General features: G+C 65.9%; 25 protein-coding genes and 1 tRNA gene. 19 read left to right on the forward strand and 7 right to left on the reverse strand.

Features of this window, described 5'->3' with window-relative positions; translation table 11 throughout:
• The first annotated feature begins 103 nt into the window (after nt 1–103).
• From ACFTSF_RS07105 to ACFTSF_RS07145, 9 genes are all read left to right on the forward strand, one after another.
• Nucleotides 104–733: a TetR/AcrR family transcriptional regulator gene (locus ACFTSF_RS07105; RefSeq protein ID WP_380152955.1), complete on the forward strand. Its 630-nt coding sequence runs from the start codon at nt 104–106 to the stop codon at nt 731–733.
• Nucleotides 730–1527: a 2-keto-4-pentenoate hydratase gene (locus ACFTSF_RS07110; protein ID WP_380152956.1), complete on the forward strand. Its 798-nt coding sequence runs from the start codon at nt 730–732 to the stop codon at nt 1525–1527. Before ACFTSF_RS07105 ends, ACFTSF_RS07110 begins: the two co-directional genes overlap by 4 nt.
• Nucleotides 1520–2413 carry an acetaldehyde dehydrogenase (acetylating) gene (locus ACFTSF_RS07115; RefSeq protein WP_380152957.1) on the forward strand — a complete coding sequence of 298 codons (894 nt, stop codon included), beginning with the start codon at nt 1520–1522 and terminating at the stop codon, nt 2411–2413. The genes ACFTSF_RS07110 and ACFTSF_RS07115 overlap by 8 nt, the downstream gene beginning before the upstream one ends.
• Entirely contained in the window at nt 2410–3429 is a 1020-nt protein-coding gene (gene dmpG, locus ACFTSF_RS07120; RefSeq protein ID WP_380152958.1) for a 4-hydroxy-2-oxovalerate aldolase, read from the forward strand. Before ACFTSF_RS07115 ends, dmpG begins: the two co-directional genes overlap by 4 nt.
• Nucleotides 3426–4460 (forward strand): amidohydrolase family protein, encoded by a 1035-nt coding sequence (locus tag ACFTSF_RS07125; protein ID WP_380152960.1) that lies wholly within the window; start codon nt 3426–3428, stop codon nt 4458–4460. The genes dmpG and ACFTSF_RS07125 overlap by 4 nt, the downstream gene beginning before the upstream one ends.
• A 53-nt stretch (nt 4461–4513) precedes the next feature.
• Nucleotides 4514–5932, forward strand: coding sequence for a hypothetical protein (locus ACFTSF_RS07130; RefSeq protein ID WP_380152962.1), 1419 nt, complete (start codon nt 4514–4516; stop codon nt 5930–5932).
• Between the two features lie 854 nt (nt 5933–6786).
• On the forward strand, nt 6787–7830 hold the full coding sequence (locus ACFTSF_RS07135; RefSeq protein WP_380152963.1) for a NucA/NucB deoxyribonuclease domain-containing protein: 1044 nt from the start codon (nt 6787–6789) through the stop codon (nt 7828–7830).
• 8 nt (nt 7831–7838) lie between these two features.
• Nucleotides 7839–8381, forward strand: a complete 543-nt coding sequence (locus ACFTSF_RS07140; RefSeq protein WP_380152965.1) for a hypothetical protein — start codon at nt 7839–7841, stop codon at nt 8379–8381.
• Nucleotides 8365–9282, forward strand: a complete 918-nt coding sequence (locus tag ACFTSF_RS07145; protein WP_380152966.1) for a hypothetical protein — start codon at nt 8365–8367, stop codon at nt 9280–9282. The genes ACFTSF_RS07140 and ACFTSF_RS07145 overlap by 17 nt, the downstream gene beginning before the upstream one ends.
• A gap of 221 nt (nt 9283–9503) precedes the next feature.
• Here the strand turns inward: ACFTSF_RS07145 and ACFTSF_RS07150 are convergent, their stop codons facing one another.
• Both ACFTSF_RS07150 and ACFTSF_RS07155 read right to left on the reverse strand, forming a co-directional pair.
• Nucleotides 9504–10679 carry a helix-turn-helix domain-containing protein gene (locus ACFTSF_RS07150; RefSeq protein WP_380152968.1) on the reverse strand — a complete coding sequence of 392 codons (1176 nt, stop codon included), beginning with the start codon at nt 10677–10679 and terminating at the stop codon, nt 9504–9506.
• Nucleotides 10639–11361 carry a hypothetical protein gene (locus tag ACFTSF_RS07155; protein WP_380152970.1) on the reverse strand — a complete coding sequence of 241 codons (723 nt, stop codon included), beginning with the start codon at nt 11359–11361 and terminating at the stop codon, nt 10639–10641. The genes ACFTSF_RS07150 and ACFTSF_RS07155 overlap by 41 nt, the downstream gene beginning before the upstream one ends.
• A gap of 196 nt (nt 11362–11557) precedes the next feature.
• Between ACFTSF_RS07155 and ACFTSF_RS07160 the strand changes: the two genes are divergently transcribed.
• Nucleotides 11558–12160 (forward strand): hypothetical protein, encoded by a 603-nt coding sequence (locus tag ACFTSF_RS07160; RefSeq protein ID WP_380152972.1) that lies wholly within the window; start codon nt 11558–11560, stop codon nt 12158–12160.
• A gap of 97 nt (nt 12161–12257) precedes the next feature.
• On the opposite strand, the gene ACFTSF_RS07165 is transcribed toward ACFTSF_RS07160, so the two are convergent.
• On the reverse strand, nt 12258–12614 hold the full coding sequence (locus tag ACFTSF_RS07165; protein ID WP_380152973.1) for a hypothetical protein: 357 nt from the start codon (nt 12612–12614) through the stop codon (nt 12258–12260).
• Between the two features lie 211 nt (nt 12615–12825).
• On the opposite strand from ACFTSF_RS07165, the gene ACFTSF_RS07170 reads away from it, so the two are divergent.
• Both ACFTSF_RS07170 and ACFTSF_RS07175 read left to right on the forward strand, forming a co-directional pair.
• Nucleotides 12826–13284, forward strand: coding sequence for a helix-turn-helix domain-containing protein (locus tag ACFTSF_RS07170; RefSeq protein WP_380152975.1), 459 nt, complete (start codon nt 12826–12828; stop codon nt 13282–13284).
• 1 nt (nt 13285) lies between these two features.
• On the forward strand, nt 13286–13846 hold the full coding sequence (locus ACFTSF_RS07175; RefSeq protein ID WP_380152976.1) for a PIN domain-containing protein: 561 nt from the start codon (nt 13286–13288) through the stop codon (nt 13844–13846).
• 12 nt (nt 13847–13858) lie between these two features.
• Here ACFTSF_RS07175 and ACFTSF_RS07180 read toward each other — a convergent pair whose 3' ends face one another.
• The 4 genes from ACFTSF_RS07180 to ACFTSF_RS07195 all read right to left on the reverse strand — a co-directional run bounded on the left by ACFTSF_RS07180 (nt 13859) and on the right by ACFTSF_RS07195 (nt 17126).
• Nucleotides 13859–14044 (reverse strand): hypothetical protein, encoded by a 186-nt coding sequence (locus ACFTSF_RS07180; protein ID WP_380152978.1) that lies wholly within the window; start codon nt 14042–14044, stop codon nt 13859–13861.
• 60 nt (nt 14045–14104) lie between these two features.
• A complete protein-coding gene (locus ACFTSF_RS07185; RefSeq protein WP_380152979.1) occupies nt 14105–14839 on the reverse strand; it encodes a YhcG family protein in 735 nt (244 codons plus the stop codon).
• 1015 nt (nt 14840–15854) lie between these two features.
• Nucleotides 15855–15930, reverse strand: a tRNA-Thr gene (locus tag ACFTSF_RS07190).
• Between the two features lie 20 nt (nt 15931–15950).
• The gene (locus tag ACFTSF_RS07195) at nt 15951–17126 is read right to left on the reverse strand and encodes an MFS transporter (protein ID WP_380152980.1); all 1176 of its coding nucleotides are present in this window, start codon (nt 17124–17126) and stop codon (nt 15951–15953) included.
• A 60-nt stretch (nt 17127–17186) separates the two neighbouring features.
• Here ACFTSF_RS07195 and ACFTSF_RS07200 point away from each other — a divergent pair, with 60 nt between their 5' ends.
• The 7 genes from ACFTSF_RS07200 to ACFTSF_RS07230 all read left to right on the forward strand — a co-directional run bounded on the left by ACFTSF_RS07200 (nt 17187) and on the right by ACFTSF_RS07230 (nt 24187).
• A complete protein-coding gene (locus ACFTSF_RS07200; RefSeq protein WP_380152982.1) occupies nt 17187–18557 on the forward strand; it encodes a pyridoxal phosphate-dependent decarboxylase family protein in 1371 nt (456 codons plus the stop codon).
• Nucleotides 18558–18593: 36 nt separating this feature from the next.
• Nucleotides 18594–18887, forward strand: coding sequence for a DUF4287 domain-containing protein (locus tag ACFTSF_RS07205; RefSeq protein ID WP_344156354.1), 294 nt, complete (start codon nt 18594–18596; stop codon nt 18885–18887).
• A gap of 9 nt (nt 18888–18896) precedes the next feature.
• Complete coding sequence (locus ACFTSF_RS07210; RefSeq protein ID WP_380152984.1) at nt 18897–19637, forward strand: TrmH family RNA methyltransferase; 741 nt, start codon at nt 18897–18899, stop codon at nt 19635–19637.
• Nucleotides 19638–19764: 127 nt separating this feature from the next.
• Nucleotides 19765–20607, forward strand: a complete 843-nt coding sequence (locus ACFTSF_RS07215) for a DUF11 domain-containing protein (protein WP_380152985.1) — start codon at nt 19765–19767, stop codon at nt 20605–20607.
• Nucleotides 20608–20765: 158 nt separating this feature from the next.
• Entirely contained in the window at nt 20766–22391 is a 1626-nt protein-coding gene (locus ACFTSF_RS07220; protein ID WP_380152987.1) for a sugar ABC transporter substrate-binding protein, read from the forward strand.
• Nucleotides 22392–22397: 6 nt separating this feature from the next.
• Nucleotides 22398–23315, forward strand: a complete 918-nt coding sequence (locus ACFTSF_RS07225; RefSeq protein ID WP_380152988.1) for an ABC transporter permease — start codon at nt 22398–22400, stop codon at nt 23313–23315.
• On the forward strand, nt 23312–24187 hold the full coding sequence (locus tag ACFTSF_RS07230) for a carbohydrate ABC transporter permease (protein ID WP_380152990.1): 876 nt from the start codon (nt 23312–23314) through the stop codon (nt 24185–24187). Before ACFTSF_RS07225 ends, ACFTSF_RS07230 begins: the two co-directional genes overlap by 4 nt.
• Nucleotides 24188–24206: the final 19 nt, after the last annotated feature.

Here is a 24206-nt window from a genome sequence, read left to right on the forward strand (position 1 = left end):
AGCCAACTCTCTCGTGGTCCGGACGTTACTGTAGTGATTGTTCCAATTGTAGTGATCGATACGCTAAGGTGTCGGCAGGCGACGGTCAAGACCAGGAGGCTGGATGAACCAGGCGGCACCCCGCAGGCAGCGGGCCAACGGTGTCGAGTCGCGGCGACGGATTCTCGACGCGGCGGTGCAGATCACCGGAGAGCGTGGCTACGAAGGCACTTCGATCGCGGCTGTCAGTGCTGTCTGTGGGCTGCCGGCGAGCTCGATCTACTGGCACTTCAAGGACAAGGACGACCTGATCGCAGCGGTCATCGAGCGGAGCTTCGAGACCTGGCTGGCGGCGGTCGAGTTACCCGGCGATGAGACCGCCGCACCGCTGGAGCGAATCACCGAGCTGGCCAGGAACGTGGCGAAGTCGCTGCTCGAAGCCCCGGACTTCCTACGGCTCGGGTTGATGCTGGTTCTCGAGCGACGGCCGGAGGAGCCGCGGGGAAGGGTGGAGTTCCTCCGCGTGCGGGAGATCGCTCACGAGCGGGTCGCGGCCATGATCGAGTTGCTGGTGCCCGGTCTGGATCCGGAGTCGGTGCGGATGCTCACCAGCTATGCCGTTGCGGGCGCGGACGGCTTGTTCGTCCATCGGGAGATCGCTGGCGATGGTGTCGATCTGGTGCAGCTGTTCGAGTTGCACGCCCGCCTCGTCTACGAGGCGGCGGTCCGGATCTCCGAGGGAGCGTCCCGATGACCGACAGACGCGGGCAAGCTGCCGAGTTCCTGCGACAGGCCGAGCGGCTGGTGGCCCCGATCGGGCCGCTGTCGCGGACGTGGCCCGATCTCGACCTGGCCGACGCCTACGCCATCCAGCGGGAGAACGTCGTACGCCGGACGGCCGCCGGCGCGACCGTGGTCGGCCACAAGGTCGGACTGACTGCGGTCGCGATGCAGCAGTTGCTCGGCGTCGAGGAACCGGACTTCGGGCATCTGCTCGACGAAATGGTTCACCGGGATGGCGCCACTGTCCCTGCGGGACGGTACTGCCGGCCGAGGATCGAACCCGAGATCTGCTTCCGGCTGGCCCGGCCGTTGCGTGGACCTGGAGTCACCGCGCAGGACGTGCTGGCTGCGACCGACGGTGTGGCGCCGGCGCTGGAGATCGTGGACAGCCGGATTCGCGACTGGGAGATCACCCTGGTCGACACGGTCGCGGACAACGCGAGTTCGGCCGGTCTGGTCCACGGTGCGTGGACGCCGATCGAGCGTGTGCCGGACCTTGCCGCGGAGACCGTGGAGTTGTTCGTCGACGGAGAGCCGGTCGCCAGTGGAGTCGGTGCGGCGGTGCTGGGGCAGCCGGCCGAGGCCGTCGCGTGGCTGGCCAACACCTTGGCCGCCTTCGACGCTGAGCTGCAGCCTGGCCACCTGGTCCTGCCCGGCGCGATGACCACCGCACCTTTCGTCACAGCCGGGCAGAAGATCGAAGCCGTCTTCGGGAAGCTCGGCCCGGTCTCAGTGACCTTCGCGCCAGGAGTGAGCCATGAATGAGCCACTGCCCGTTGCCGTCATCGGTTCCGGCAACATCGGGACCGACCTGATGATCAAGATCCTGCGAGGATCCGGCGCCCTGAGCATTCGCGCCATGGTCGGCATCGACCAAGCCTCCGACGGCCTCGCCCGTGCGCGGCGGATGGGCGTCGCCACGACCGCGGACGGTGTGGACGGCCTGCTGTCGATGCCCGAGTTCGCCGGCATCAGGCTGGTCTTCGACGCTACCTCGGCCGCGGCACACCGGGACAACTGGGCCAGGCTGGAGCCGACCGGCGTACGGATGCTGGACCTGACACCCGCTGCTGTCGGCCCGTACTGCGTGCCCGTGGTCAATCTCGACCAGAATCTCGACGCACCGAACCTGAACCTGGTGACCTGCGGTGGCCAGGCCACCGTGCCGATGGTTGCCGCAGTCAACCAGATCGCCCCCGTGGACTACGCGGAGATCGTGTCGTCGATCGCCTCGAAGTCCGCCGGGCCGGGGACCCGGGCGAACCTGGACGAGTTCACCGAAACGACGGCGACCGCGCTGCAGCAGGTCGGCGGGGCACGGCGTGGCAAGGCCATCATCATCCTCAACCCGGCCGAGCCGCCGCTGCTGATGCGCAACACGGTCTACTGCCTGATCGACGGCGACTACGACCGTGCAGCGGTCGAGGCATCGGTGCACGCAATGGCCGAGCGGGTCCGTGCCTACGTCCCCGGCTACCGGCTCAAGCAACGCGTGCAGTTCGACGGCCCGAAGGTGACCGTGATGCTGGAGGTCACGGGCGCCGCGCACTATCTCCCGGCGTACGCCGGCAACCTCGACATCATGACGTCGGCCGCGGTGGCAACCGCCGAGCGGATCGCGCTGAGCAGCCACCTGGGAGCCCTCCGATGAGCCTCTACATCAGTGATGTGACGCTGCGGGACGGGATGCACGCCATCAAACATCGGTACACCCTCGACCAGGCCGCAGCGATCGCGACTGCCCTGGACCGCGCCGGGGTGGACTCGATCGAGGTCGCGCACGGTGACGGACTCGGCGGTTCGTCGTGTGTGTACGGGTTCGGTGCACACACCGACGTCGAGTGGATCGAAGCCGTCGCGGCCGTCGTCCAGCGCGCCAAGGTCGCCACGTTGCTGCTTCCTGGCATCGGGACCGTTCACGACCTTCGGGCGGCCCGGGACGCCGGCGCGGGGATCGTGCGGGTCGCCACGCACTGCACGGAGGCCGACACTTCGGCTCAGCACCTCACTGCGGCGCGTGAACTCGGCATGGAGGCCGTCGGGTTTCTGATGATGAGCCACCTCACTGACCCGGCGGAGCTCGCCCGGCAGGCGAAGCTGATGGAGAGCTACGGGGCAGTCTGTGTGTACGTCGTCGATTCCGGTGGCGCCCTCACCATGCGGGAGGTGGCCGAACGCATCGATGCGTTCCGGCAGGTGCTGGATCCCGCGACCGAGACCGGGATCCACGCCCACCACAATCTCTCGCTCGGGGTCGCGAATTCGATCGCGGCTGTGGAACACGGCTGCGACCGGGTCGACGCATCCTTGGCCGGCATGGGCGCCGGTGCCGGGAACGCGCCGTTGGAGGTGTTCGTCGCTGCCGCTGGGCGACTGGGCTGGGAGCACGGCTGCGATCTGTTCGCCCTGCAGGATGCGGCCGACGACCTGGTGCGCCCGCTGCAGGATCGTCCGGTCCGGGTCGACCGCGAGACGCTGACGCTCGGGTACGCCGGGGTCTATTCGAGCTTCTTGCGGCATGCGGAATCCGTGTCCGGCCGGTACGGCGTCGACGTCCGCCGGCTGCTGATCGAGGCAGGTCGCCGGCGGATGGTCGGCGGTCAGGAAGACATGCTCACCGATATCGCTCTCGACCTGGTCACCACACATCAGGAGGTTGCCAGATGAATCGTATCGACGTTCACCACCACGTGATTCCGCCGTTCTATCGGGATGCACTGGCAGGCGCCGGGATCACGGCCGCCGGGGGCCGCGCACTGCCGGACTGGACCGCTGAGGCGGCCCTGGAAATGATGGATCTGCTGCGTACGGCGACCGCGATCATGTCGGTCTCCACTCCAGGGACAAGCTTCCTCAACGACACCTCCGCGGCGGTCGAGCTTGCCCAGCGGCTCAACGACTTCACCGCCGAACTCCGGGCCGTGCACGGCGACCGCTTCGGCTACTTCGCCACGTTGCCGATGCCCGACGCCACCGCCGCGGCGCGGGAGGCGGCCCGGGTGCTGGACAACGGTACGGCGGACGGCGTCGTACTGCTGGCCAACAGCAATAGCGAATACCTTGGCACCGGCGGTCAAGGCGAGCTGTGGCGTGCGCTCGACGAGCGCGGCGCGGTCGCATTCGTCCACCCGGCCGAGCTGCCGGCGCCTGAGGTCGAAGGGGTACCGCCCTTCGCTGCCGACTTCCTGCTCGACACCACTCGCGCGGCGTATCTCCTGGTGCGCAACGGGATCGTGCGCCAGTACCCCGACATCAAGTTCATTCTCAGCCATGCGGGCGGATTCGTCCCCTACGCCTCGCACCGGATGGCCATTGCGATCGCGGCCGACACAGGGCGCAGCATTCTCGACATCCTGGACGACTTCCGGAGCTTCTACTTCGACACCGCACTGTCCTCGAGCCTAGCCGCGCTGCCGAGCCTGCTCGCGTTCGCTGAACCGAGCCACATCCTCTTCGGCAGCGACTGGCCCTTCGCGCCGGTCGTCGCCAACCAGTACTTCGCCAACGGCCTGGACACCGGCGTTGACGCGGCCAACCTGGCCGCCATCAACCACACGAACGCCCAGGTGTTGTTCCCACGCCTGGCGGGCGCTCCGATCACCACCTCCGCCGAGCGGCCCGTCGTACGGCTGCGTCACACCACCCAACGCGCAGTCGCCCGAGCCCTCTTCAAACTGGTGCAACCAGGAACCAACTGACTCCCGGCGCACCTGGACTGTTCGTAGCCCTTGCTGCTGCTACGTTCGCGGCCATGCGCGCGCTGGCCCGGATCGTTGTGGTGATCGCACTGCTCGTCGTCGGCAGTTGCAGCACCGGAGACGCGTCGTCCCCTGGGCCGAAGCGGTCTGTGGTGCCGCCGAATCCGGATCGCGATCTCGACACGGTGCTGGCTGCGTTGAGTCGCATCGATGCCTGCATGCTCATCGACCCGGCGCGCGCCGAAGCGCCTGGCTTCGCGGCCGGCCAGCCGTTCACGCAGCCGTCGCCGTCGACCTGCGTGGTCCGGAACGACCGGGCGGGATCGGTGCAAGTCGACCTGCTGACTCCGTTTCTCGGGTACGAGCGGTGGCGGGGTCGCGAGCGGCTGATCTTCGGCGGGGCGGTCGGCTACCTGCTGCAGAACGGAAACTGCGAACTGGTTGTCCCGGTCAGCTTCCAGTTCGCGATCAAGTTCGCAGATCGCGGTGCGCAGCAGCCTTCCAAGGTGAAGTGCGGCCAGGTCCGCGCCTTCGCCGCCGCCGCTATTCCACTGCTCGAGAAACCGGCGGGCTCCGGGGCGGGTCGATGGGATGCGTGTGGCCTGCTGGGACGAGCGCTCGGTATGGAGCGGTCGCCGTACCCTCAGGCGCTGGATCGGTGTGAGGCGATCGGCAAGGCTCGGCTTCAGTTGCAGTACGACGTGGTTGCGTTCGATCCCAAGGAGTACCGCGAGCGGGTGACGATCGCAGACCGGACCGCTGGACTGAAGTCGTCGGGCGCTGAGTGCCTGCTCACGATGGATCAGGGGCCAACCGGACTTCAGCGACCCCGTCCGACCTTCCAACGCATCGTCCTGGCCGCTCCGACCTGCCCGGAAGCGACGAAGCTCGCCGCCACCGTGGCCGATCTGCTCCGCACGCCGCGACCACCCAGCCGGGTCCAAGCGCCGCTGTACTTTCGCCCGAACGAGCCGGGGCAGGCTGCTCCTGGTGGATGTGCGTTTGTCGAGTTCCGTGTGGACTTCAAGGACTGCGAGCCGTACACCTCCGCAGCCAGACCGAAGGCTGCCGAGCTCCACTCCAAGGCGCAGTCCGACCCTCATGTGCTGTGCGCGATCGCAGCCGGTCCGGTGCGCGAGCGGTTCGGCGAGCGACTGAAGCCGGTGGTCGCCGGGCACCGCTGCCATTTCCTCGAGGGCGGCGAACGGCTGAAGCTCGTGATCAGCAGCTCAGGCGACACCTTCCACGCCGAGCCGCAGCGGGCGCTCACCATCGCCGGACGCCCCGCCGAGCAGAGCCGCGGTTACGGTGACAGCCACGTCTTCCGGATCGGCCTGGGTGAGAAAAGTCAGCTCTCCATCGAGTACGACTTCTTCACGACCAAGGAGGGGCCGACACCAGCCCCCGAAGACGCAGCCGTACTGGCCAAGCTCGAATCATTGGTCCCGGCCATCGTCCAGCAGTTGAACTGAGGCGTGACATCGTGGCGCGACGCCAGCCACGGGCCGTCGGTTGCGGGCGGTAGCCCGCAGGTTCCGGGCGGTAGCCCGGGGAGGGAGTAAAGGGTGGGCGGGTGCGCGCGTAGCTGGCGCGACGTGGTTACCGGTGATCTCAACGCTGGCCGCCCTCTGCCGTGGTGGGTGTGGCTCGGGCGTCGAACACGCGTCTGGGCCGGAGGAGGTTGACCTGCAACGTGAGCGGGTCAGGCTCGGAAGCTGCAGGAGGCAAGCGCCGTCGACAGATGGTGCGCTGACGCCAGTCGGCACCGCTCCTGGACCGGCCGGTTGCCACTTCGTGCAAGTTTGACGGGACTCGTTGACCACAACGAGCTGATCCGTTCAGCCTGGTGTTGACGCACCCGCCCGCGTTGCGCTGAAGCCTCGTCCGTCGGCGTGACATGCGTACCTGGGGGAGTAGAAATGAAATCACGTGTCACACCACGATCTTGGTACGACTCGGCACCTGACTCGCCCGTGCTTCGACTGTCGGAGCGTGTTCTATGAGGTCTCGAACACTCGGATGGCTTGGCGTTGTCCTCGCGAGTCTGTCGGTAAGCGTGGCTTCCGCGGCATCGACCACTGCTGCACCGGTGGCGCAGCCTCCGGCTTCAGCCCCGACGGCAACCGCAGTTCCGCTTGCCGTGTCGACACCTCCCAAACCGATGCCCCCGATGAAGAAGCTGCCTCGGGGCGCCACAGCGAAGGACTTTCAGCGGGCACTCAACGCTTACGCCGTTCAGTCCGCGCAGAGCTACCGTGTCGACGCGAGTTCGATTGACTCGTCAGCGGCGCCCGGGCCGAAACTTGGGCCGGCAAGTGAGCCTGATGTGCCTCCGCCGCCGTTCACGTATCTGACGGTTCAGGGATGCCAGGGCCTTGGGCAGGGAAGCTACTGGTCTTGGCAGTCGAACAACGGCCCGGGGCGGATCTACAACCACTATCAGTGGTGCTCGTGGACCAACGTCGACCTGTACAAGTACGAGGAGATCAACAAGAGGATCTACGAGACCGGCAAGGTCAGCTATCGGCTGACCGTGATCGGGTGGGGCTCGAAGAGCACCAACGAGGTGATCGTCCGGATCTACGTTGACCAGGCTCGTTCGCCGGAACGCAGCAAGGTCGTGCCTGGCACGACGACGCTGATCGCCAAGGTGTCCTGCGACTTCGTGTACGGCCACGAAGCCGGCGCAACATGCGGCAGTCAGCCCGGCGCGGTGCAGGATGAGATCTTGGCTGATCTCAGTGCCGGCCAGGTGATGGAGTTCAAGACGACCGTTCCGCTGCCGGCCAAGTCGACGGACAACGAGGACCGCAAGACTGGTCTGAACTTCGAGGTCAAGTTCGAGGCCACCAATCCGGCGAACCCTGGCGCGATTGCGAACCTAGGCACGTTGAGGACGGTTGTCCGGTGTGATGCGTCCACGCGCGGAGGGTTCAATGGTCCTGCGTGCATTTTCGGTGGAGTGCAGCCCAGCTGGTGGCTGTCCCGGACTGATCCGCAAGTCGGTGAGGTCGCCCGGCATGTCTACGACGCCCTCAACAACCCGAACTCGACGAGACCGCCGGACCCCAGTGGGAACAAGCTCATCCCGTACAACCTCACCAGGACCGTCGACGGGAACCTGAACGACGCGCAGCGGCGCAGAGCGGTGTATCAGTGTTCAAAGTGGTTCCCCAAGCAGCCTGACGAGTCGTGCGACGAGTACCCGTTCGCATCGACCTATGAAGGCAGCTTCAACGACCCGGAGACGAACTACTCGGTGCGCTATATCAATGCCGATCACAACTCGACCGAGGGTAACAAGCGCGGCGTCTGGTACTACTACGACCGCATACTCGAGTTGGATCAGTTCAGGGTCTACGCGTACTAGGAGTTGTGATGACCATCGAGTCGGACTGGCGAGCCATCGACGCAGTGTTGGGGCTGCAGAGCCCGCGCGTCCTGGCCGATCTTCGCCCGCCCGTCACGCGGGAGGAATTGGCTGCCTGGTCGGCCGTGGCGGGTGACCTGCCCGGGCCGCTGCGGGAGCTGTATGGCGTGCACGCCGGCACATCGACCCGGGGTTCCGGGGGATTCTCCTTTATCGGGAATTGGTACCCGCTGGCCGTCGATCAGGCCCTGGTCCGCTACGAGCGATGCCGCCAGATGACCGACCTGTGGGGGCGGGCGCCCCTGATCCCGTTCGCCTTCGATCCGACAGGTAGTCACCTTGGCGTCAGCGCAGGCGGCAACGGCCAACTCAGCATCATGTTCGACGATACCCCAGAGGTGCCCTACGAGACATACCAGGACATCGATGCCCTGGTCGCCGCGACTGCCGATGGTCTGCGCGGCAGCAGCGAGGAGTACCGCGCCGACCTCACCGACCAGTACTTGTTCTGGATCAATCTGGAGGAAGAGAAAGATGACCTTGGCTACTAGCCGCAGGAAGGTGTTTGCCCGCGCCGGTTTTCTACCTCTCACGGTGCTGCTGGCCGCTGTTATCGGCTCGGCAGACGCCTCCTTCAGTGATGCGGCAGGCGAGCAGGCTGCCGCGGCTTCGTGCACTCTCAATGTGCCCGCTCGGGTGCACATCTCGGCACCGTTCCAGTCGCCCGCAGTGACGCTCGGAGCGGACTGTGCGGCCGCTGGCGTTGTCGACGCGCGCTGGGAAGCGAAACGGGCTGACGGTGTCGTGACGAACAAGCTGTTCTTCAATTTCGGCTACGGTGACAAGTGGAGCGTGTACGACAACGCGAGCCTTGCGCCCGTGACATGGCAGCCTGCAGGCGCCTATTCATCTCCAGATCCGGCGATCGCCGGACAGGGCCGGGCACAGTCTGCCGGCACACCGAGCCCGGCAGGGAATCAGCCGGCCGCCTCGATCCCGCAGAACTCTCCGGCCACCGACATTCGCATGATGTCGAAGGTAGACGCCGTCGCGTCCGAGGAGTGCATTGCGGAGATCTGGGCGCAGCGCTACGCGATCGCACCGCACGGGCTCATCAACTACGGGGGCCGAACCGGATCGGTTCAGCAGCTCAACACCAGCAGCGGCGGCTGGTATGTCATCGCGTCGTTCACTACCGGCGACAACGGGCACTGGCGTGGGACGCTGCCCAACACCTGGGCAGGAACAACCCAGTCCCGCAGGGTAGTGATCTACGACGGGCAGTACATCTTCGGCAGCATAAGCCCCACTTACACCGGAGAGGTGAACGACTGTCCGGCAAGCCCGGCAGCATCCGCCGTTCCCGAGGCAGGAACACTCGGCGTGGGCAGTCCGCGGGTTGAGGTGAGCAAGGGAGACCCGGGCCCGCTCGAGCCGCCGGCTGGCCGGTAGGAAGCGCGATCTGCCCGGCGCGCGAGGCCCGGACGGTCGGCGTCGGCTGAGCAGCTCATGCGCGAGAACTGGGCATGGAGCTTGATGCAGAGCTTGATGCAGAGCTTGAGTGGGCTCCGTGGTTACCGGCGGCGACCCTTGAGAAGCGGCTGATCGCTGCAACTACCCACCCGTTCTGAACCGTCGAATCTGACGGCAGCCGGTCCGCGGTCCATGGCAAGTCAGCGCACGACGCGTAGCTGTGGCCGATCGTCGGCTTCGTCGAGCAGGCTGGCCAGGTGTTTTGTGGTCCAGCACAGCTCGCGGGCCAGGTCGGCGCGGTGAAATCCGCGGCGGCCGGCGAGTTCCATCGCTTCTCGAAGCAGCGTTGGCGTCTCGCCTGGATATGCGGTCAGTGGTTCGTCGCGCCTGAGGTCGGCCATCTGGGCCAGCCGTTGATGTGCGCGTCGGATGGATGCGTCGGACGCGAGGCGGAGTTCGCCCATCCGGTAGATGAGCGATTCGATCGACACACCCCAGGTCTTGCTGAGTTGGTCGAGTGCGGCGATGCGGACGCTCTTTGGCAGCAGGGGCTCCATCTCAGTGCGGGGAGTCAGGAATTCTGCGGCGAACTGGTCGGCTTCTCGTTCTTGCTGCCGGTCACCGGGTAGTGGGTTGGGGTGCAGCAGCAGATGGCCGACTTCGTGTGCGCAGGTGAATCGGTATTCGTAGACCGATTTGAACCGCTCAGGTGTGATGATGATCAGCGGCCGCCCCAGGGCGTCGGTCGAGTACGCCTTGACGCGGGTGAGGGCTTGATTGGTGAGCGGGATGAGGCATACAACAATTCCGCGCGATTCCATGGTTGCCGCAAGATGGGGTACCGGTCCGCGGCCGACGGACCACGCTGCTCGCAGCGATCGCGCGGCCTCGGCCGGCGTCGCGCCGTCGGGTATCTGTGGCAGCGAAACCTCCGGGAACCGCACCTGCTTTTCCAGGGCGTAGGTGAGCTCCCAGAGCTGTTCGGCGTGGGCAACGGCCTTGGCACGGTCTTTCGCGCGGGTGGATCGCAGGCTGCGGAAGTGTGCGCTGGATGAATCCAGCCGGCCGAAGGGGCGGCCGGCCGCGAAGTATTCGACAGGAACGCTTAGGGCTCGTGCCAGTTTCGGCAGCAGGTCGAGGCGGGGCTTGCTCGCACCGGCCTCGTATTGCCCGATGGCCGCAGCAGAGACTCCGACGGTGTCGGACAGCTCGGCCTTGGTGAGTTCGGCAAGTACACGGGCTTGGGTGAGCCGTGCAGGGTCGAACGCACTGGCGATTGACTCGATTCCTGGCCGCGGGCCGCCGCCGATCATGACCAGGTCAGAGCCTTGTGTGTCATCGCTCATCCGTTGATGTTTCTCCGTCGGCTTCGGCATCCGGGAACTTCTTCGGCGGTTCGCCAGAAGTGAAGGTGCGTGTGGGTGAGGTTGAGACGGGCAGCGTCGGCTGCAGGTCCAGAAGACTCTCGTGATGACCGATCCAGTCCACGTAGCCGTCGGCGGTGAGCTGGACTTCACCCCACTGGACGGCGAACAGCCCGTTCACGGAGCTGGAGATCGCCACCAGCACCATGCGGCTCGAACTGACCAGCGGATCCTCGGTCAGCGCGGTGAAACCGTCAACCAGCGCTTGCTCTTCGTCGGTCAGCTGCGGATCCGGGAGATCGAGCGGGACAAGAGCCTCCTGCACGCCTTCCGGCCGGAGGCTGGCGGCCTTCATCCGCGCCGTGGAGGTGGCGAATGGCGTGTTGGACAGCTCGGTCTCGCGGCTCTTCGCATACCGCCAGGGGTAGACCGCGACACCATTGACGACCGGGATCTTGTACGGGGCGCCACCAGGCCGGGCCATTGTCGCTCCTGGCAGGTTGCCGAACTGCTCGAACCGCTCCAGGATGCCCCGCCAGAACTCTCCGTAGACGCTGCGGGAGCGGTGGCCTGATGCTTCTTGTGCGTCGAGGCTGGATTCGTGCTCGTCCTGCACCAGCTGTGCGATCTGGTCGCGAATCATCGGGCCGTACATGCCTAAGGATTCCAGCGCCCAGAGCCGTCCTGCATCCATGCTGCCTCCCAGAATCTCACTCAGACAGTACACGATCACTTTAGAATTTGACGCAAATCGAGCACTCCGGCTTCAGTGTTGCACGGGTACTGAATCGAGCCTCGCGCCGCTTGAGGAGATCGATCGCTGCGGTCGCGGCTGACTTTCAGGCAGGATGAGGCACGAACACCCCCGCCCCCGCAGTGAGGATGAGCCAGTGACTGTTCCGTCGATGCCGATTCAGCCGGTCAGCTTCCTCATCCCTCCGGACATCCAATTGGGACTGGATGCCGGGACGATGGTCCGGTACGGCGGCGTGATCAGGAGAGCCTCTGGCGGCCAGATCGTCGAGCACTTGAGGGAAGTCCCTTTCACCCGTACCGCGTCCGCCGCGGCGCGGCGCGCGGCAGCCACGTTGACGGACCGCCGGGTCATCACGGTTATCGGCGCGGCCGCGGCGGCCGGTGGTGCACTCCTGGTAATTGCGGTGAAGGGTCGGATAGAGGCGAGAACACGCGCCAAGGCTCTCGACGTCTCCCTCCTTGCTTACTTGGAGGCAGTCCGCGCCGGCACCCTCGATGAAGGCACCATCAGTCGCCTCATCTCCGATCTCGATGCCGTCGCAACGCATTCCAGCAACAGGCAAGTCGCTCTGACAGAGGCAGTCGTTGATCTGGTGGCCGACTACACGAGGAAGCTTGCCGCGGCCAACTCCATTGACTTGGGCGAGCTGGACGATCCGGCGTTGGATGCCGGGTCGGCCACTGACCTGGGCCACCACCTCGAGATCCAGCGAAGGATCTTCACGATCGCCGCATAGGTTGGCTGCCATCGATCGAGCCGTGGCCCTCCCTGCAATCACTCCAGGTCGAATCGCGGTGGTTCGCAGGGACAGCCGACTTCGGCCGGGCGGGCCGCTAGGGCACGCTCAGCCGCAGATTCTTGCCGGGGATGAACCTCTGCCGACCGTCCTTGTCCTGGACCAGGCCGTACCACTGGCCGTCGGTGAGCACCCAGGCGTGGAGTTGGACAGGTGGCAACCAGCGGCCGTCGCGCAGTTCCTGAACCGCAGGCTTCACGTCGCAGAACCTGGGCACGGTCCCCAGCGGTCGTGGGCCGTGCGCGTCGAACTGGAGCTCCAGCTCGGCGGCTTCCCGCGTCGCTTCGAGTTCATCGGCCAAGTGCCTCGTACGCCAACCGTTCAGCGCGCCGTCCCAAGCACCCAAACTTCCCGGCGTCGTTTCATCCGAGCGCACCGTGAACCGAACTCGCATAAACCACCATAGCGCTCATTCGAACATGCGTTCTAGTGCCGGAGGCTGTTGCGTAGCTGCGTAGCTGCGCGTGTTGCTGCGTGACGTCTCAATGCGACTCGGGTGATCCCACTGTGACTCATTAGATGTTGCGGTTGTTGCGGTTGTTGCGGATACTTGCCATGTCGGACGTTGGCTGGCGACCAGCGCCCGGTAACCGGGAGGAGTTGCTATGAGTACCGCAGAACTTGCATCGGTGCGGCCCGATCCGGCTGACGTGGCGGCGGCAGAAGTCGCTATGCGGCGGGTCAGGCGATACCTGACAGATCACAACGATCACGACAACATCCGAGTCGTCGTCGGGGGCGACCCTGACGACACCTTGTCCGTGCCGCGCGGTGCGGTCGAGCTGCTGGCGCGGGTCCTTGCACACATGGCGGCCGGCCAGGCCGTATCTGTCGTACCGGATCATGCAGAGCTGACGACTCAGCAGGCCGCGGACATGCTGAATGTGTCTCGGCCCTTCCTCATCGGGCTGCTCGACGAGGGCAAGATCCAGTACCGGAAAGTGGGGACACACCGGAGAGTCCGGGTGGACTCCCTGCTGAAGTACAAGCGTCAGGGTGACCAGGACCGCCGAGCGGCTGCCGACGAGCTGACCGAGCTAACCATGGAGATGGGCCTGTACTGACGTGCCGTTCATCGTTCTGTACGACGCCAATGTCCTCTACCCCAACACCCTGCGCGACCTGCTCATCCGGGTCGCGCAGGCTGGGCTGGTGCAGGCGAAGTGGACGGATCGCATTCTCGACGAGACGTTCCGCAATCTGAAGGCCAACCGGCGAGACCTCGACCCCACGCATCTCGACCGCACGCGAGCGTTGATGAACGACGCGATCGAGGATGTCCTCGTCACCGGCTACGAACCGTTGATCAACGCCCTCGACCTTCCGGCCGTCAGCGACAGGCACGTCCTTGCGGCGGCGATCAAGAGCAACGCTCAGGTGATCGTCACGCAGAACCTCAAGGACTTTCCGGAGAAGTACCTGGAACCGTGGAGCATCGAGGCTCAGAACGCGGATGACTTCGTGCTGGGTCTCATCGATCTGAACCGCCAGAAGGTCTACGCCCAGGTCCAGCGGATCGCCGACACCTGGAGCCGCCACCGGCCGAGCACTGTCGACGACGTACTGGTTTCTCTTGAACAGGGCAGTGATCCGTTGATCGGCAGCGTTGCCGCGTTACGCGGCTAGCCACCTATTGACCTACAGCTCGGCGTGATCGCCGGGCTTAGCTATGTGCCGCCGTCCGGCGGCGCGATCTCTGAACATCTCGATCGCTTCTCCGGTCGCCAGCAAGCCGGCCGCCACCGCGCTCTCGACGTCCGCGCGGCTCGGCTTGTCGAGCGCAGGCTTCCCGGCCCAAATGTAGCCATGGGCGTGCCCCGACATGGTGCGCCAAGAAGTCGTCAGCGCACCATGCATCGTTTCGCGGCCGGAGGTCGTGGCGAGCTACTTCGCAGCGTCGAAATGGAAGACCAGCAGGTCGATGTAGAAGTCCTGGCCGTCGACGTCGAAGTGCACATGGCGGCCCACGAAGCTGAATCCGCGGCCGAACTCGGACAGGGTGTGCTGGAGGCGGTCGATGAGTCCTTGCTCGAGCGCTCGTTCGTTCGTGGTGGCGGTGATGTCGAGGAAGTCGAAGACGTAGGGGTCTCGGGTCAGCTGCTGGGCCAGGTCCGAGTCGGCGGGTGGGAGCCGGGCGGGGAAGTTCGACGGTGCGGCGCCCTCGCGCTGGTGGAGCTGGTTCTTGATCTGGTTGCGCAGTACGTCGCGCGACCAGCCGTGGTCGGCCGCGGTTGCGGCGTACCAGTCGCGTTCGGCCTGGTCGTCGAGATGGTCGAGCAGCACCATGACGTGGCCCCAGGGCAATTGCGCAGCAGGCTGCTGCGCGATTGCGCCGGGCCACGCCCGGGCGGCCGAGGCCATGTACTGCAGATGGCGGGAGGAGAACCCACGCATGGCCGGGAACTCGGCCCGCAGGTCGTCCGCGAGCCGGCTGATCACCTTGGTGCCCCAGCCTTCGGTGGCCTGTCGTTCGAGGATCGCGCTCCCGATGCCCCAGTACAGGCGGGGCAGCTCGACGTTGGCGACGCGTTGGGCGCGTAGCTGCGCGCTGCGGACTTCGTCCTTCAGCCGCGCCAGCAGCTCGCCGTATCCGTCGGGCTGGGTGCTGTCCTTGCTCATCGATGGATTCCTGATGCTAGCGATCGCCTGTCTGATCTATACAGCAGTCGCAATCGCAGCCACGCTGTGGTGTATGTACGCACCACTGGGAGTTACTGTCCGCCAGTTCTGGCACGACCTGGCGGGGGAACATGTTGGAACCTCCTACGAGAGCCCATTTCGACCCCGCCGCGCAGGCGACCCTCCCCTGGGAGCCGAAGAGCAGCAGCAACGTGACGAGTGGGAACGCGCTCGCCGCGCTGAAGAGCGGCAACGGAAGCGCAGCCTGGAGCGGGAGATTGAGCAGGAGATTAAGGACTCGCTTCCTCGGACTCCGCCTAACCGCGCCAGAGCAAGGATGCAGCTCGCACTATCGATCGCGATTACCGCAGTTGCCCTGTTCCTTGTCTTAGGAGACGAAGGACGACAGGCGACTGGAGCAGGGCTGCTCGGAACCATCTTGGGCTACTGGTTGCGATAGGCGAGGCGCGAACCGCTGGCGTACTGACCTCTCCGGACGAACCACGAAGCCAAGGACTCGCGGGCCCGGCCCGGCTAGCGTGTTCGGCGCCACCAAGGCCCTCGCCTGCCCGGCCTGGCCTGGCTCCCGTTCCGACCTGCTAGCTTCGATCGGATGGTGCGCGTCTGCCCACCGCTGCGGGCCGACCGAATGTCCAACGCGATCTTCACCAAGAGACCTACGAAGGTGGCCGCGGCAACGAGACCTGCCCAGGCCACCTTCCTGGCGGCCATGACCTTGTCGACCGCCGACGGCGGTGATCGTACGGGCGCGGGCGTAGGAGCTACCGAAGCCGGTGATCCTACGGGCGTAGGGGCCCCACCGGTCGGTGTGATGACGGTCGTGGGCAAGGTAACGCCGGCCACGGGTTGTCGGTTGCGGGCGGTAGCCCGCGGGGCCGGGCGGTAGCCCGGAGGGGAGGTATGGGTGGGCGGGTGCGCGCGTAGCTGTTGCGACGAAGGAGCGACTGCGTAGCACGCTGGGGAAGGTCCTTCCCCTTACCTTTTATTACTTCTTTGGAGCCGACGAGGGGACTCGAACCCCTAACCACCGCTTTACAAGAGCGGTGCGCTGCCAGTTGCGCCACGTCGGCGGGGTGGTGCGGGAGACAGTTTAGCGGGTGGTGGGGGCTGGGGTTTGCAGGTGGTGGCGGAGGGTGTGGGCGCCGGGGAGGGCGATCAGGGGGAGGAGGGCCAACAGCAAGAAGGCGGGGCGGGGGTGGTTTACGAGGAGGCCTACTGCGGTGGCGGCTAGGAGGCCGCCTAGGTTGCCGGAGAGCCAGATCAGGCCGGCTGCGGTGCCTTCGGCGTCTGTGGAGCGGCGTTCTACTAGTTCCAGGACTATGGGGAGGGCTGGGAGGAGGAGTAGGCCGATGAGGGTGATGGTGATCAGGGCTACGGGGGTGCTGGGGAGGAAGGCTAGGAAGAGGCAGGCGATGGCGGTGGTGGTGAGGCTGGTGACCAGGTAGGGGGATTCGGCGTGGTGGCGGGCGGCGTAGATGGGGAGGAGGGCGCTGCCTAGGACGCCGGCTATGACGTTGAGGAGCAGGATGAGGCTGGCGGTGGTGGAGGTTACGCCGGCTGGTTCCAGTAGCGGTTGGGCGAAGGTGCTTAGGGCAACGAAGACGCCGAAGGGGAAGACTGCCAGGACGCAGAGGCGGCGGATCAGGGGGTCTGACCAGGCTGTGCGTAGGGCGGTGAAGATGGCTTGGGGGACAGCCGGTACGGCGGGGGCGTGCGGGCCGGGGGTGCGGAGGGCCACTGCCAGGAACAAGACAGCAGCGACGCAGAAGGCCGCGGTTACTACGAGCATGGTGTGTAAGTCTGCGGCGGCGGGGAGGACGGCTGACAGGAGGAAGGCCAGGACCATGCCGGCGAAGATGCTGGCGGTGCCGATGGCGATACCGGTGGGGCGGTCCTTCTCGTCCAGATAGCGGCCGGTGATGCCGGTGACGGCGTTGAGGACCAGGGGCTGGGCTACTGAGGCGATGAGTTGGCCGGCTAGGAGCCAGGCGAAGTGGTCGCCGCCGAGACGGACCAGGGCGCCGATGGCAGTGAGAACGGCGCCGGCGAGGAGGGCTGGGCGGAACCAGCGGTCCAGCGCGAGGCCGCAGGGGATGGAGAGGACGACGTACAGGAGGGGGAAGACCTGGGCGAGCCAGCCGATGGCGGTTTCGGAGACGGCGTAGTGGGTGGCGGCGACGGTGGTGACGCCGGCGAAGTTGAGCCAGACGAGTTGGGTGGCGGCGCCGACCAGTGAATAGCCGACGATGGCGGACCAGCGACTCATTCCGAGCTCCTCCCGAAACCGATGCGGCACTGTACGACGGAATCGGCGTAGAAAGGAGGAATGGAACCGGATTGGGAGGGGCCGCTCGGCGAGGCGTATGCGCGGGCGATGACATATCTCCAGAACCTGCCGGAGCGGCCGGTGGGGGCCTCGGCTGCGGCGAGCGAGTTGCGGCGGAGGCTGGGCGGTGAGTTGCCGCAGGGGCCGGGCAATCCGACCCAGATCATCGAGGCGCTGGCTGACGGGGTTGAGGGTGGGCTGGTTGCTACGGGGAGTGCGCGGTTCTTCGGGTTTGTGATCGGTGGGGCGACGCCGGCGTCGTTGGCGGCGGACTGGCTGGCGACGGTGTGGGATCAGAACGCGGGCCTGTACGCCGCTGCGCCCGCGGCGGCGGTGGTCGAGGAGATCGCGGCGGAGTGGCTGGTGGAGTTGTTCGGGCTGCCTGAGCAGACCTCGGTGGGGTTCGTGACCGGCGGGCAGATGGCGAACTTCACGGCGCTGGCGGCGGCGCGGTACGACGTACTGCGAAAGGCCGGGTGGGATGTCGAGGCGGACGGGCTGATCGGAGCTCCGGCAATCAGGGTGCTGGTTGGGGCTGAGCGGCACGACACTGTGGATCGGGCGTTGCGGTTCCTCGGGTTGGGGACGCGGTGCATGGTGCCGATCGCGGTGGACGGGCAGGGGCGGATGCGGCCGGATGCCCTGGCGCCAGAGCTCGGACAAGGACCGACGATCGTTTGTGCGCAGGCGGGCAATGTGAACACCGGCGCGATCGATCCGCTGGACGACATCTGTGAGCTGACGACGGACGCCTGGGTGCATGTGGACGGAGCGTTCGGGTTGTGGAGCACTGTCGGTACGCCGATTCGAGGAATCGCGAAGGCTGATTCGTGGGCGACGGATGCGCACAAGTGGCTGAACGTGCCGTACGACTCGGGGCTCGTGTTCACCGCCCACCCAGAGGCGCATCGGGCCGCGATGTCGGTGCGAGCGTCGTACCTGATCCACGATGCGGAGAAGCGGGACCCGCTCGACTACAACCCCGAGTTCTCCCGCCGCGCGCGGGGCATCGCCGTGTACGCCGCGATCCGGGCGCTCGGGCGGAGCGGGATCGTGGAGCTGGTGGATCGGTGCTGTGCGATGGCGAGCCGGTTTGCAGAGCAGCTGCGCGAGGCCGGAGCGGACGTACTGAACGACGTCACCCTGAATCAGGTCCTCGTCCGTTTCGGGGATGACGACCTGACTCGGAGAGTGGTCACGGCGGTGCAGCAGGAGGGCACGGCCTGGGCGTCCGGTACGACGTGGCACGGGCGCGCGGCGATGCGGATCTCGGTGTCGAACTGGACGACGAGTGCGATCGATGTTGATCGATCGGTCGAAGCGATCACGCGATGTGTCGAAATCGAGCAGGCCCGGTCGACGCAGGGGTGAAAGCAACCAAGCAACCCCAACCGAAAGCAGACGAACATGTCGTTCCAGGCGTACTTGGACAAGATCGAAGAGAAGACCGGCCACACTCCGCGGGTGCTGGTCGAGCAGGCGAAGGCGAAGGGGTACGACGCGAAGGATGTGAAGGCCGGGGTGATCTGCGACTGGTTGAAGGCGGACTACGACCTCGGCCGTGGGCACGCGATGGCGCTGGTGCACGTGATCAAGAACGGCCCGCAGATCAGCGACAAGCACGTCGGCCGCTCCGGACCGCACGGTGACAAGTCGGCCACCCTCTGGCTGGATGGCAAGGCGACCAACCCGCTCCAGTAAGTTAGGCGGGTGGAGTCGAAGAAGTCGCCGCGGGACAAATGGATCACGATCTACGGGCGCAAGCCTGTGCTCGAGGCCCTGGACGACCCGAAGCTGTCGGTCGCGAAGGTCGTCATCGCGGACAACGCGACCGGTGGTTCGATGCAGGAGATCCTGCGTGCGGCGGACCGGACCGGTACGCCGGTCGAGCGGGCGACCGCGAACCGCGTGAAGTGGCTGGCGGGGAACGGGAAACACGACCAGGGCGTCGTCGCGGATGTGAACGCACCGCGGATGACGCCTCTGGAAGAGTTCGTCCGCGACCGCGGTAAGCGTCCGACCAACGTGTTCCTGCTGGACGGTGTGACGAACCCGGGCAACGTCGGGATGATCCTCCGTACGGCGACCGGTGCCGGTTTCGACGGGGTGATCCTGCCGAGGGCCGGTACGCCGCATGTCGGGCCGCTCGTGATCAAGGCGTCGGCCGGGATCGCGTTCCAGGCCCCGATCGTGAACACGTCGACCGCGAAGGCGGCTGTCGACGTACTGCGGACGGCGGGGTACCACGTGTACGGGCTGTCGGCGCGGTCGCAGGACTCGTTGTTCAAGACCGAGCTCGCGCCGCGTGCTGTCTACGTGCTTGGCGGCGAGACCAACGGCATCACCGTGAGCACCGATTCCGACCTGCAGATCCCGCTGCACGCGGGGGTCGAGTCGCTGAATGTCGCTGTCGCGGCCGCGATCGTGGCGTTCGAAGTCACCAACCGCTGACTGTGGGTGACCCGTAACAAACGGCTGATTCGAGCCGTTGTGCGTTGTGATCGGGGGCACCATACTCTTCTGCATCGCCGATGAGGCGGTGGGGGAAGTTCAGTCTAATTAAGTGGGGGGCTGTGCTATGCATGCCTGGAAGTTACTTCGTGCTGCGCTGGTTACGGCTGTTGCCGGCGCATCTCTGATCGCTCCGGCGACGGCAATGGCTGCCGACCCGCCGACCAGCGCCGTCGAGGTCAGTAACACCTCGCCTGGCGTGGGGACCGAATTCACCATCACCCAGACGGTCCACAATGCCGCGTCGTTCACGATCGTCGGGGCCAAGGCCGCGCTGTTCGGGAAGACCGGTGTTTCGCTGCCGGGGATGATCGAGCTGGTCGGCTGCACGGGAGCGATCATCTGTTTCCCGTTGGACATCGAGTACCGGGCCGCGCTCGGTGATCTGCCCAGTGGTGAGACCCGGACGGTCGTCTACACGTTCAAGGTGCTGGAGACCGCACCGCCGTCGGTCACGCTGCAGCATCAGCTGCTCGGTGACGAGTACTCGTTCGAGCTCCTGGAAGGGCCGACGCTGAACTTCACGGTGCCGAAGGCCGACATCGCGGTCGGGCTGACCGGTTCGGCATCGGGTGCGCGGATCAACTACACCGTGACGGTGAAGAACAACGGGCCGGCCACGGCGACCGGGATCAACGTCGCGGCGGCGTACCCGGCCGGTCTGAACTACGCCGGGACGAACGGGTGCACGCGAGTTGGTACGACGCGGAGCCTCAACTGTGGTGTCGCATCGCTGGCCAGTGGGGCGTCGGTGACGAAGACGTTCAGCGCATCCGCCGGGCTGCTGACCACGGGCTCGTTCACCGCGACCGCGCAGCGGACCGCCAGCTCGCCGGACGACTCGGCGGCGGGTAACGACAAGGCCAGCAAGACCTGCAGCATCCTGCTCGGTCTGCTGATCCGCTGCTGAGCTAGCACAGCAACAAGCCGAAGCCGGCGGTCGTTGGGGAGTTCCCCGCGGCCGCCGGCTGCGTTTTGTCCCTTGCCATCAGGCGCCGCCGTCGTTTACGGTCCGGGTTAACGTTTAAGTGCTCGTTAGTGAGCACTCTACTGTGGCTTGGAGCAGCAATGATCAGTCGGCGACGGTTCCTGCAGGTCTCCGGTGCAGCGGTGGTGGCAGGCTCCACCCTTGCCGGGTGTGGCGACGGCGGTACGGCGGGTGGCGGGGCGAAGGCGTCCGGCGATCTGAAACTGCCGACGCACAAGCCCTTTGCGGGGTTGCAGCCTGACCTGCCCGGCGCTGAGTCGGGGCTCGAACCCGGGTTCCTGCGGTTCCCGGCCGACGCGGCCGCGAGTGTGAAGGCGCCGCCGCTGAAGAACGCGGTGACCGCGCTGACCGAGACGTTCGCGACGCCTCCGCCGCCGATGGGCAGCAACGCGATGTGGCAGTCGCTGAACCAGGCGCTCGGCGCGGAGCTCAAGCTCACCATCGGCACCGACCCGGGCTACCCGGAGAAGTTCGCGACGCTGCTGGCCAGCGACTCGCTGCCGGACCTGATGTGGCTGCCGCCGAACCAGGGCATCCCGAACATCGGTCCGATGCTCGAGGCAAAGTTCCAGGACCTCACGAAGTACCTGTCCGGCGATGCCGTTCTGGAGTACCCGAACCTGGCCGCGCTGAAGCCCGCGTCCTGGCGGACCGCGGTCGTGAACGGGAAGATCTGGGGCGCGCCGATCCCGTCGACGCCGTTCGGCCAGGTGATGATGGGCAACCCGAAGACCTGGGAGAAGGTCGGCGGTCTGCAGAGCACGAGCGCGGACGAGTTCTTTGCCAAGTGCAAGGAGTTGAGCAACGGCACGAACTACGCGCTCGAGCCGGCGATCATCAACATGCTGCACATGTTCGGTGAGTGGTTCGGTGCCCCGAACGGCTGGCGGGTCAACGCTGATCGCTCGCTCACGCACTTGTACGAGACCGAGAATTACCGGGCCGCAGTCGAGTACGCCGCGAAGTTGTGGGCCGCGAAGGTGTTCTACCCGGACCTCAATCTCGCCGACGCGACCCCGAAGACCGTGAATGGTCAGATCGCGGCGCAGGTCGTGGTCGGACCGCGGGCGACCGCGGACTTCCGGGCGCTCGACCCGTCGCTGTTCGTCGACACACTGATCCCATTCGGCCATGACGGTAAGGCGAAACCGGTCTACGACATGGGTTACGGCACGGTCGGATTCACGCCGTTCAAGAAGACCGACGAGGGCCGGATCCGCGAGCTGCTCGCGTTGATGGACTACCTGTCGGCGCCGTTCGGCACCAAGGAGTACCTGCAGAAGAACTTCGGCGTACAAGGTCAGCAGTATGAGTTGGACGCGCAGGGCAACCCGGTGCTGACGAAGGCCGGCACCCAGCAGGCGCCCGGTCTGGTGAGCGCGCTGACGATCATGAACTCGCCGGAGAGCGTGATCTTCAACCCGGCCTTCCCGGACGACACGAAGAAGATCCACGCGACCGAGCAGAAGCTGCTGGAGTTCGCGATGCGCAACCCGACCGCGGGCACGTACTCCGACACCAGCAGCAAGGTCGGTCCGAAGCTGACCGCGGCGTTCCGGGACACGATCGTCGACATCGTCACCGGCCGGCAGAAGATCGGTGCGTACGACGAGGCGTTGAAGCGCTGGAAGTCCGGTGGCGGTGACAAGATGCGTGGCGAGTTCGCCGCCGTACTGCCGGCGGGCGTGCCGGTCACCGGGTCGTGAGGTTCCGTGACATTCACTGCGCGGTGGCGCCGGGACTGGCAGATGGTGCTGCTGATGGTCCCGGGCGTCGTCTTCCTGCTGGTCTTCTTCTACCTGCCGGTGATCGGCAATGTCGTGGCCTTCCAGGACTTCCAGCCGTACCTCGGCATCATGCACAGCGAGTGGAACGGGTTCACGAACTTCGTCAACCTGTACGCGAACCCCGACTTCTGGGATGCGCTGCGGAACACGCTGATCCTGGCCGGCGTACAGCTGCTGCTGTTCTTCCCGATCCCGATCGGCCTGGCGCTGATCGTGGATTCGCTGGTCAGCAACCGGGTACGGCGTTGGTTCCAGACCATCGCGTACTTGCCGCACTTCCTGTCCTGGGTGCTGGTGGTGACGCTGTTCCAGCAGTCGCTGGGTGGCGCGGGGTTCGTGAACAACCTGCTCCGGCAGGCCGGGCTGGACCCGATACCGTTCATGACGAACCCCGACACCTTCCCGCTGCTGGTGGTCGCACAACTGGTCTGGAAGGACGCGGGATGGGCGATGATCATCTTCCTGGCCGCGCTGACCACGGTCGACGTCTCGCTCTACGAGGCGGCGGCCGCGGACGGCGCTGGGCGCTGGCGGCGGCTCTGGCACATCACCCTGCCGTCGCTGCGGACGGTCATCGTGCTGCTGCTCATTCTGCGGATCGGTGACATCCTCAGCGTCGGATTCGAGCAGTTCATCCTGCAGCGAGATTCCGTCGGCCCGGGCGCGGCCGAAGTACTGGACACATTCACGTACTACGCGGGTGTGGTCGGCGGCGATTGGAGTAGCGGAGCCGCGGCCGGGCTGGCCAAGGGCGTGGTCGGCGCGTTGCTGCTCTGGGGCGCCAACTCGCTCGCCCATCGACTCGGCGAGCCGGGGATCTTCCAACGAAGGGGTGGCTCATGAGGCCCATTTGGAAGGAGAATCCGTCGCCGGTCTACCAGGCGATCAAGGCGGTCGTCCTCGGTGGCTTCGCGCTGGCGATCGTCGTACCGATCCTGGTCGTGGTGTCGACGTCGCTGGCCAGCGACCAGGACATCATCGAGGCCGGCGGGTACGTGCTGTGGCCGTCGCATCCGACGGTGAAGGCGTATCAAACCTTGTTCAGCGGCGGGTTGATGGGCCGGGCGATCATGGTCAGTGTCTTCGTCACTCTCGTCGGTACGGCGATCGCGCTCGCGGTGACGATCGCCTTGGCCTATGCGACCTCGCGGCCGGTGCTGTTCGGGCGGCCGGTGTTGCTGATGGTTCTGTTCACGCTGTTGTTCGCGCCGGGGATCATCCCGATGTTCCTGGTGGTGAAGCAACTCGGGTTACTGGACAGCCTGTGGTCGCTGATCCTGCCGGGTGCGCTGGGTGCGTTCAACTTCGTTGTCCTGCGCACCTTCTTCATGAATGTGCCGGGTGAACTGCTGGAGAGCGCGCGGATCGACGGCGCGAGTGACTTCATGATTTTGCGCAAAATCGTGATGCCGCTGTCGAAGGCGGTGATCGCGGTGGTCGGGCTGTTCTACGCGGTCGGGTTCTGGAATGCGTTCTTCAACGCACTCCTCTACCTGAACGACACCTCGAAGTGGCCGGTCCAGGTGATCCTGCGGACCTACGTCCTGCAGGGGAAGTCGCTGTCGGCGGACCAACTCGGGGTGGAACCGCTGCCGCAACCGCAATCCCTGCAGATGGCGGTGGTGGTCGTCGCGCTCGTCCCGATCGCTCTCGTTTACCCCTTCTTGCAGCGGCATTTCACCAAGGGTGTCATCACGGGTGCGGTAAAAGGTTAGACCCGTCTGAGAGAATCAT

Origin of the sequence: Kribbella sp. NPDC056951 (genome assembly GCF_042674205.1) — a bacterium.
GTDB classification, from domain to species: Bacteria; Actinomycetota; Actinomycetes; order Propionibacteriales; family Kribbellaceae; genus Kribbella; species Kribbella yunnanensis.